Annotated in this window: 8 protein-coding genes; 3 read left to right on the top strand and 5 right to left on the bottom strand. The window is 65.2% G+C overall.

The features are described from left to right. Nucleotides 1-2,068 (top strand): molybdopterin-dependent oxidoreductase (locus tag GSQ89_RS22240; RefSeq protein ID WP_216856321.1); only part of this gene is annotated, 2,068 nt, incomplete at its 5' end. Next, on the top strand, nucleotides 2,046-2,822 hold the full coding sequence (gene cobA / locus GSQ89_RS22235; protein ID WP_158929291.1) for a uroporphyrinogen-III C-methyltransferase: 777 nt from the start codon (nucleotides 2,046-2,048) through the stop codon (nucleotides 2,820-2,822). The genes GSQ89_RS22240 and cobA, both read left to right, overlap by 23 nt. Before the next feature lie 5 nt (nucleotides 2,823-2,827). Here cobA and GSQ89_RS22230 read toward each other — a convergent pair whose 3' ends face one another. The 5 genes from GSQ89_RS22230 to GSQ89_RS22210 form a co-directional block, all read right to left on the bottom strand. Next, a complete protein-coding gene (locus tag GSQ89_RS22230) occupies nucleotides 2,828-3,334 on the bottom strand; it encodes a hypothetical protein (RefSeq protein WP_158929289.1) in 507 nt (168 codons plus the stop codon). A 38-nt stretch (nucleotides 3,335-3,372) separates the two neighbouring features. Continuing rightward, nucleotides 3,373-3,987: an NADPH-dependent F420 reductase gene (locus GSQ89_RS22225; protein WP_158929287.1), complete on the bottom strand. Its 615-nt coding sequence runs from the start codon at nucleotides 3,985-3,987 to the stop codon at nucleotides 3,373-3,375. An 18-nt stretch (nucleotides 3,988-4,005) separates the two neighbouring features. Continuing rightward, nucleotides 4,006-4,215 carry a hypothetical protein gene (locus GSQ89_RS22220; RefSeq protein ID WP_158929285.1) on the bottom strand — a complete coding sequence of 70 codons (210 nt, stop codon included), beginning with the start codon at nucleotides 4,213-4,215 and terminating at the stop codon, nucleotides 4,006-4,008. 92 nt (nucleotides 4,216-4,307) lie between these two features. Next, on the bottom strand, nucleotides 4,308-4,940 hold the full coding sequence (locus GSQ89_RS22215) for a PEP-CTERM sorting domain-containing protein (protein WP_158929283.1): 633 nt from the start codon (nucleotides 4,938-4,940) through the stop codon (nucleotides 4,308-4,310). A 75-nt stretch (nucleotides 4,941-5,015) separates the two neighbouring features. Further along, on the bottom strand, nucleotides 5,016-7,244 hold the full coding sequence (locus GSQ89_RS22210; protein ID WP_158929281.1) for a phosphocholine-specific phospholipase C: 2,229 nt from the start codon (nucleotides 7,242-7,244) through the stop codon (nucleotides 5,016-5,018). 209 nt (nucleotides 7,245-7,453) lie between these two features. On the opposite strand from GSQ89_RS22210, the gene GSQ89_RS22205 reads away from it, so the two are divergent. Then, nucleotides 7,454-8,356: a MurR/RpiR family transcriptional regulator gene (locus GSQ89_RS22205; protein WP_174254908.1), complete on the top strand. Its 903-nt coding sequence runs from the start codon at nucleotides 7,454-7,456 to the stop codon at nucleotides 8,354-8,356. Nucleotides 8,357-8,477 lie beyond the last annotated feature (121 nt).

The raw sequence follows: 8,477 nt of genomic DNA, 5'->3' as shown, positions 1-8,477 counted from the left end.
CCCGCCATCCACGCCCCGCGGTGTGGGGGGTGACAAAGGCGTGGATGGCGGGCCTGCGCCCGCCATGACGGGAGAGGGTGGCAACCCCGTGGCCGCCATGACGGGAGAGGGTGGCAACGCCGTGGCTGCCATGACGGGAGAGGGTGGCAACCCCGTGGCCGCCATGACGGGTGAATGGATGGGAGTGGAGGCCGTCGCGGCTGAATGCGGGGTCGATCCGGAGCTGCTTGAGACGTTTTACGACATGTTTGCGCAGACCGAACGGGTGATGACGGTCTACTCCCAGGGGGTCAATCAGTCCTCGACCGGGACCGACAAGGTCAACGCGATCATCAACTGCCATCTGGCGACGGGACGGATCGGCCGGCCGGGTTCGGGGCCGTTCTCGGTCACCGGCCAGCCGAACGCGATGGGCGGGCGGGAGGTCGGCGGCCTGGCCAACCAGTTGGCGGCGCATATGCGCTTCGACGATCCGGCCGATCGGGCGGCGTTGCAGGCGTTCTGGCGGTCGCCGGGGCTGCCGCCGACGCCGGGCCTGAAGGCGGTCGACTTGTTCGACGCCGTGCTCGATGGACGGATCAAGGCGCTATGGATTGTTGCCACCAATCCCGCCGTCAGCATGCCCCGCGCCGACCGGGTGCGCGCCGCGCTGGCCGTCTGCCCGTTCGTCGTGGTGTCCGATTGCTGGCCGACCGATACGTCCGCCCATGCCCATGTGGTGCTGCCCGCCGCCGGCTGGGGCGAGAAGGACGGCACCGTCACCAACTCCGAACGGCGCATTTCCCGCCAGCGGCCGTTCCGGAAAGCGCCGGGACAGGCCCGTTCGGACTGGCGGCAGTTCGCCGAGGTCGGACAGCGCATGGGCTGGGCGGATGCATTCGCCTGGCAGACTCCCGCCGCGGTGTTTCGCGAGCATGCCGCCCTGTCCGGCCATGCCAATGGCGGGCGGCGGGTGTTCGACATCAGTGCGGTGGCCGACATCGATGAAGCCGGCTACGAGGCGTTGCAGCCCTTCCGCTGGCCGCTGCCGGCGGGTGCGTTCAATGAGGGCGGGCGGCTGTTCGCACAGGGCGGCTTTTCCACTCCGGACGGGCGTGCTCGGTTTGTTCCGGTTCGATATCAAGCGCTACCTGCCGCCGGACTGCGGCTGAACACCGGACGGGTCCGCGACCAGTGGCACACCATGACCCGCACCGGCCTTGTTCCGGCCTTGATGAGCCATACGCCGGAGCCGGTGCTGACCATCCATCCGGCCGATGCCGCGACGGCGGGGATCGCGCAAGGCGCCCTGACACGGATCGTGACCGTCGAGGGCGAAATGCTGCTACGGGCCGATTTGCGCCATACGCAGCGGCATGGCGAGGTGTTCGCACCGATGCATTGGACGGATCAGTTCGCCTCCACCGGACCGGTCGGACGGGTGGTCAGCGGTAAGGTCGATCCTGTTTCGGGGCAGCCGGAACTGAAGGCGACGGCGGTGACCGTCGAACCGGCCACCGTTCACTTTCACGGCCTGCTGGTGCGCCGAACCGGCGGGGCGCTGCCGGACATCTGCCATTGGATCCGAGTGCCGGTCAGCGAGGGCCAAATGTATCGGCTGGCCGGCTTGCGGCCGATGCCGGCCGGTGACGACACAACCCGTTTCGCGGCCGCTCTGCTGGGTCAGGCGGAGGATACCGATTGGCTGGAGGTCTCCGACCGGCGGCGCGGGGTGCTGCGGGTGGCCGTGGTGCGCGATGGCGCGCTGGAGGCATGCCTGTTCCTGGCGCGGGATGCCTCCGCCTTGCCGAACGAAGCCGCGGTGATCCCGATGCTGGGCGCCCCGGTGCCGGACGCGGCCCGATCGAAAATCCTGGCGGGGCGGATGTATGACGCGACCGCGGCCGAAGGACCCAAGGTCTGCGCCTGCTTCGGCGTGACGCGCGATGCGATCCGCCATGCCGTGGCGACCCACCGGCTGAGTTCCGTTCAACAGATCGGCGTGCTGCTGCGCGCCGGCACCAATTGCGGTTCCTGCATTCCCGAACTTGAGGAGATTCTTCGAAATGTTCGCATGCCCGCGGATTGATCAGATTGGCAGCGCCACATTGGTTGGTGCTGGGCCGGGTGCTCCGGACCTGCTGACGCTGCGCGCGGTGAAGGCGATCCAACGGGCGGATGCGGTGTTGTACGATGCGCTGATCGATCCGGCGATCCTGGACCTGGCGCGTCCGGGTGCTCGTTTGATCGATGTCGGCAAGCGGTGCGGCCGGCATGCGATGAACCAGGCGGCGATCAACCGGCTGATCGTGACATTGGCCCAGTCCGGCGCGCATGTGGTGCGGCTGAAGGGCGGCGATCCGTTCGTGTTCGGCCGCGGCGGCGAGGAACTGGACAGCCTGCGGGCCGCCGGCGTGCCGGTGGAGGTCGTGCCGGGCATCACCGCCGCCTGTGCCGCCGCCGCCAGTCTGCAAATCCCGCTGACCCATCGCGATGTCGCCAGGTCATTGCATTTTGTTACTGGTCATGGCAGTAACGGGCAGGTTCCGGCACATGATTGGCGGGCTTTGGCGGAAAGTGGCGGCACCATCGCCGCGTATATGGCCAGCAAGGTTTTTCGGGATGTCGCGGCCAGCCTGATCGCGGCCGGGCTGCCGGGGTCCACACCGGCGGTGGCGGTGGAGAATGCCTCGCGTTCGAATGAGACCCATCTGCATGGCACACTGGCCAACCTGGCGGATCAGCTCGATACGCGGTGCTTCGATGGTCCGACACTGGTGCTGATCGGTTCGGTCGTGGCGATGTCGTGTTCTGTCCGGGAAGATCTGCGCCTCGTGGCGTGACCGCGTCAGCGGGTTTGGCTACTTCCTGACGGGGGCGGACTTGCATTCACGGCCTGCACGATATGCGGTTTTGCGCGTATCTCGGGGTCGGGGATTATCCGCAGCGCATGCCGTCCGGTTGGCCCGGTCAGGAACACCGTGTCCGGCGTGATCGATTTGACGACGTCGTCACCGATGCGGCCGCCATCGGCGACGACGACCGGCTTGCCCTCGTGCAGCGTGAAGATCGCGCGCCCGCCGCTTGGGGACAGGATCACACCGGTCAGCCGCGGAGTTTCCACGGCCGCGACCTTTTCCACCGGCGCCGCGGGCGCCGCCGGCGCCGCCGGCGCCCTGCGCGATTGGGTAAACAGCGGCCGAGCGAGGATGGCGTCTATGTCGATGTGGGCCCGTGGAGCGGGTTGGTGTGACGGCTGGTTCGGGATCAGCTCGGCCGGCGCGGGGTTGGTGGAAGCCTGCGCGAACGGTTGCAGCAGTTCCAGCCCCACTATGCCTGCCAGCGCGACGGCCAAAACGGGTAGTCCCAACGTGCGCCAGCCGCCGAGGGCGTTCAACTGGATTTAACCTCGGCCGCCGCGAGGGCCTGTATCAGGCTGGCGCGGTCCAAAGGCGTGCCATGGGCCGCCTGCCCTTGCTCAAAGCGCCATCCCTCGGACAGCGGGCCGGCGTCCACAACATCGAAGCCAAGCTGGTCGAGAAGGCCGGTTATCGTTTCTTTGGCGTGATCGGTGTCGCCGGCGATGGGGATCGCACGCCGATTGGGCGCACCCAACGGACGGGCGTGCTTTTCGATATCCTTCTCCACGATCACGTTCAGCGCCTTCACAACCAGTGCGCCAGCGAAATGCTCGGCGACCCGTTCGCTGGCGGTCTTCGTGTCGCGATCCAGTGGTTGAAGCGGAAGATAATTGCTCGCGTCCAACACGATTTTTCCGGCCAGAGGTCCGGGCGCGATGGTCTTGTGGCCGGGATAGGGCACGGTCAGCAGGACAACGTCACCGAACGCAGCGGCCTGCGCCGATGTCCCAACTTCGCAACGAATCATCGCATTGGCCAGCGTTGCCGGGTCGCGGCCATTGCTCAACATCACCTCATGGCCGCGCTGAATCGCAAGGCGCGCGGGCGCACGTCCGCTGAATCCGGCCCCGATGATCCCGATACGCATGCGTCCGTCCCTCCCCGATCAGGCTTCGTCGCCGACGTGGCCGACGAGGACGAGATTCACCGCCTGACGCACCTGAACCTGGACCTTTTCCGCGCCTTCCGAGCGGATCTGCCGCACGATCTCATCCGCCTTGGCCAGGATCGTTGCGTCATCGGGCGCATCGACCAAAATCGGCGGCGTCGGCTTCGCCGGCCGTGGATACTGGGCGGTGTTCAGGAGGTACTGCATGATCGGGTCCTTCCTAGACGGCTGGCTGACGTGGCGCAGCGTGACCGGCGCCGATGGAGCCGCCGATCACGCCAAGTGGTAACGATGCCGTATCAGGCCTGGCGCCGCCGCCGGATCATCGCACCCAGGGCCATCAGGCCGGCGGCAAAGATGCCGATGCTGTCAGGCTCCGGCACCGTCACGTTACCAAGGGCGAATTCGTTGGCGTCGTCTTGAAAGACGCCGTCAATCGAGTCGAACGTGATCGCGACGGACGATGCATCGGCGCCGTCATAGCTGAACGCACCTTCGCTGAAGTTCGCCAGCGCGGTCGTCGCGACATTGGAGGTGTCCAGGACGTCGCCGGAGGCGTCGAACACCGTCACCGAGAAGCCGGGGGACAGCGACGCATTCGTCGTCAGCGCGACGGCGAAGTCGATTTCCGATTCCGGGTTGGCGAAATTGAGCGTCAGCACGCCATCGGCCATGCCGACCAGGGCGGTGGGCTGAACGAGCACGGTGTTGCCGGGGCCGACGGCCTCATCGAAAAAAGCCTCGGGGGACGGAGAGCCGAACTCGGAGTAGCCGAAGGTTACGCCGTCCGCGGTTACGCCGTCGACGGATTCCTGCGGCAGGGTGCTGAAGTCGATGATCTGGTTGGCCTTGGCAGCGGTGGTGTAGACCGAACCGAGCAGGACGGCGGCGGCCAATGATCGCTTGAGCGGGAAGCACGGGAGCGCGGACATGATTTCGTTGCCTTTCAGGATATGCCGGTGGGACGGCACCGCCGCCCCACCGTTGGTTGGATTGTTACGTAGCGTTCAGGCCAGGGCCGGTTCGTTTCCGTAGGGCGCCGGGGACCGCCCCATTCCCGGATCGGTGATGTGGTCCTTGCCGTCTTCCATGCGGCCGGCGAACCGGCGCTCGAACCCGTCGGTCGATACGCTGAAGTCATACCAGTTGCCGCTGTTCTTGACGGGCCAGAACAGGCTGGCCAGCTCGTCCGGCCGCACCGAAACCGTTTGCGGCGGGCCGCTTTTGTAGGCGTTGTCGGCCACCGTGAAATTCACCGGCATGATGGCGTTGCTGCGCACACCGATGCGGATGCCGCCTTTGTCGATATCGTAGGCGAAGTGGATCTCCGGATGCTGGCGTTGCAGCATGCCTTCCTGGTTGATCACGCCCTGGAAGTGACGTGCGAAACCATTCGGGCCGTAGACCCAAAGGTTGTAGGTGCCGGCGGGGGCCGTCACGAAGTTGGTTCCGAACGCATTCCAGAAATCGTCGCTGAGCGTCTTGCCGGCTTCGACCGTGTAGCGGCGAGGGATCAGGTTCAGGTTCAGCACGTCATAGACGTGGAAAACCGCACCCTGCTTGCCGGTGTTGATGAAGTTGAGGGTCACCAGGCCGGACACACTGGTCGAGGCGGTCACGTTCAGCGCGTACGGCAGGCCGCGGGACAGGGCTAATCCCATTTCCTGAACCGGCATGGCCTGGGTTCCGGGTGGCACGACGGCAGGCAACGTTTCCGACGCGGCGTCGGATGCCGCCCAGCCGCTGAGATCCGGCAATGTCGGGAACGTAGCGTTTGGCGTGGCGAAATTGAAGCAGGAGGTCATGTCGCCGCAGACCGAACGATGCCAGGGCGTGATGCCCGGGACGGTGATGCCCAGCCATTGCTCCAGGAACAGGCCGATCGAGCAATGGGAGAAGACTTGCGAGTTGATCCAGCCGCCCTTGCTCCACGGCGAGACCACGGTGGTGGGAATGCGAGCACCCAGGCCCCAGGGGCGTAGCTGCCCGGAGATGGTGTCCGATGAGCTGAGATAGGAGCCCGAGGAGTAGGTGCGCGAGGCGTTGTTGAAATACATGCCCGGCAGGCTGATCGTGGACGCGCCGGCCAGTTCGCCGCTGGCATAGTAGGACGGGACCGCCGGGCTCAGGGCGTGGTCGAAATAGCCATCGTTCTCATCGAAGTGCAGGATGAAGATGGTGCTGGCCCAGACGTCGGGGTTGGATGTCAGCGCTTCCAGGACCGTTTCCGCGAAGTAACCGCCATGCGTCGGGCTGCACGGGGCGCCGGGATGCTCCGATTCGGCGGCGGACGGCAGCACCCAGTTGACCATCGCCAGCGTGTTGTTTTCCACGGCGGTTTGCAGGTCGGCGATCGTCCAGGTCGTCATGCCGTTGACGTAGATCGTCGAGCCGGGTTCGGCGGTCCGGAAGCTGTCGAACGCGAGGAAGCCGTTCATCGCGCCGGTCCAGTTGTTGTTCATGTCCTGGTAGATGCGCCAGGAAATGCCCGCCTCGGTCAGCACGTCGGCGATGCTGGGCCAGGTGAAGCCGGTGTTGGTCGCGATCTGGTTGTATTGGTAACCAGTGTTCGTGCCGTCAACCCAGGTGCCGGTGATCCAGCAGCGCAGATTGCTGGGCTCGCCGTTGGCATCGGTGCAGTTGACGCCCGCGGCGACCTGGGTCGGATCCCAACTGGTTCCCGCCACGGCGGAAACGCGGTTCGGATCGGTGCAACTGATGATGGCGCAATGATAATCGTCACACAGGGTGAACGCTTCCGCCAAAGCGAACTGGAACGGCAGCTCGGGGCGCGTGTAGTAGCCCATGGTGGACGCGGATTTGTATTGCGGCCAGTAGGATGCCTGGCCCTGGCCCCACGCCCCCTGCTGATCGGAGAAGCCGTGCGACAGGTCCGGCGGGAACGCCCAGTTATGCGTTTGCAGGATCGGGAACGGCAACGTTGTCGTTGCGTTCGCCGCGCTGCTGCTCTTCTGGTTCCACACCGTCTGGCCGCTGACCGTCGGATGGGGGAACGGATCGCCGAAGCCGCGAACGCCGTATTTCGAGCCGAAATACATCTCGAAGGAGCGATTCTCCTGCATCAGGATGACGATGTGCTTGACATCCTGAATCGTGCCCGTGCTGACCGCGGCACTTTGCGCGAACGCTTTCTGGATGCTGGGCGGCAGCGCCGCGAATGCGGCGGCTGTCATGGCCCCTTTGAAGAGGCCACGTCTGGTCGTTTCGGTCGTCATGGTTCGCTACTCCGGGATGGGGAGAGATCGGTTCGCCGCGGGCCTGACCGGGGGGTCATCCAACGCACGCCGCAAACTAGCGAAGCCGGTCGGCGATAAGGATGACTCCAATATGAATAATATGTGTCGCCGTGAATTTAATTAATGAAAGATATTCAGTTCCACCCCAATCTCATTACCAACGGTTCGAACGGGACGGGAGGGATGGAATGGCGGTAAGACGGCGGGCTGGCGCTTCGCAGAAATCGGCGGCCGAACCGGTCGTGCCGGTGGACGGCATCCTGGAACGCATGCGGACGATGATCCCGTCCTTGCCGCCCGCGGCCCGCCGGATCGCCGCATTCATCGCGGCGAACCCGGCGGAGATCGTCCATATGTCGGTGACCGAACTCGCCGATCGGGCCGACGCCAGTGAAGGCAGCGTGGTCAGCCTGTGCCGTCAGGTCGGCGCCAAGGGGTTTCATCACCTGAAGATCGCGCTGGCCCGCGACCTGGTGCAGCCGGTGCAACTGATCCACGAGGACCTGACCCGCGACGACGATGTGGCGACGATCGTCGAGAAAGCTTTCCTCAGCAACATCCAGGCGCTGTACGACACGCTGAAGGCACTGGATCGAGGTGCGGTCGCACGGGCCGTGGCGCTGATCCTGGCGGCCGACAGCGTGGAGCTGTACGGCATCGGCAGTTCCGCGCCGATCGCCGAGGACGCCCACTACCGGATGTTGCGGATCGGCATCAACTGCAAGGTCGTTACCGATTCGCACATCCAGACGATCAGCGCGTCACTGACCAGCCCGAAAGTGGCGGTCATCACCGTCAGTCATTCCGGCAGCACGCACGAGACCGTCACCGCGACCCGGCTGGCGCACGAGGCGGGGGCGCGAACGATCTGCATCACCAATTTCGGCAAATCGCCGATCCAGGCGTATGCGGATGTCGTCCTGTACACGATGGCGCGGGAAACCGAGTTCCGGACCGAGGCGATGACCAGCCGGATTGCCCAGCTCAGCATCGTCGATACGCTGATTGCCTGCCTGGCGATGGCCAATTACGACAAGGCCGTGGAGACTATCCGCCGGACATTCGAAGTGCTGTCGGTCAAGCGTTTCTGATGGTCCGCGGTTCGGATTGGTGCTGGCAGCGATGTTGGGGTGGAAGCATGGGATTCTAAACGCAGGTGAACGCGAATGAGCGCTGATCCCCGGGGGAGCGATCCTTGTACGTCGTGGGTTC

The organism is Acidisphaera sp. S103 (genome assembly GCF_009765975.1).
Taxonomy (GTDB): Bacteria; Pseudomonadota; Alphaproteobacteria; order Acetobacterales; family Acetobacteraceae; genus Rhodopila.
Note: the sequence above shows the minus strand (reverse complement) of the source record. Positions and strands in the feature narration are given on the sequence as shown.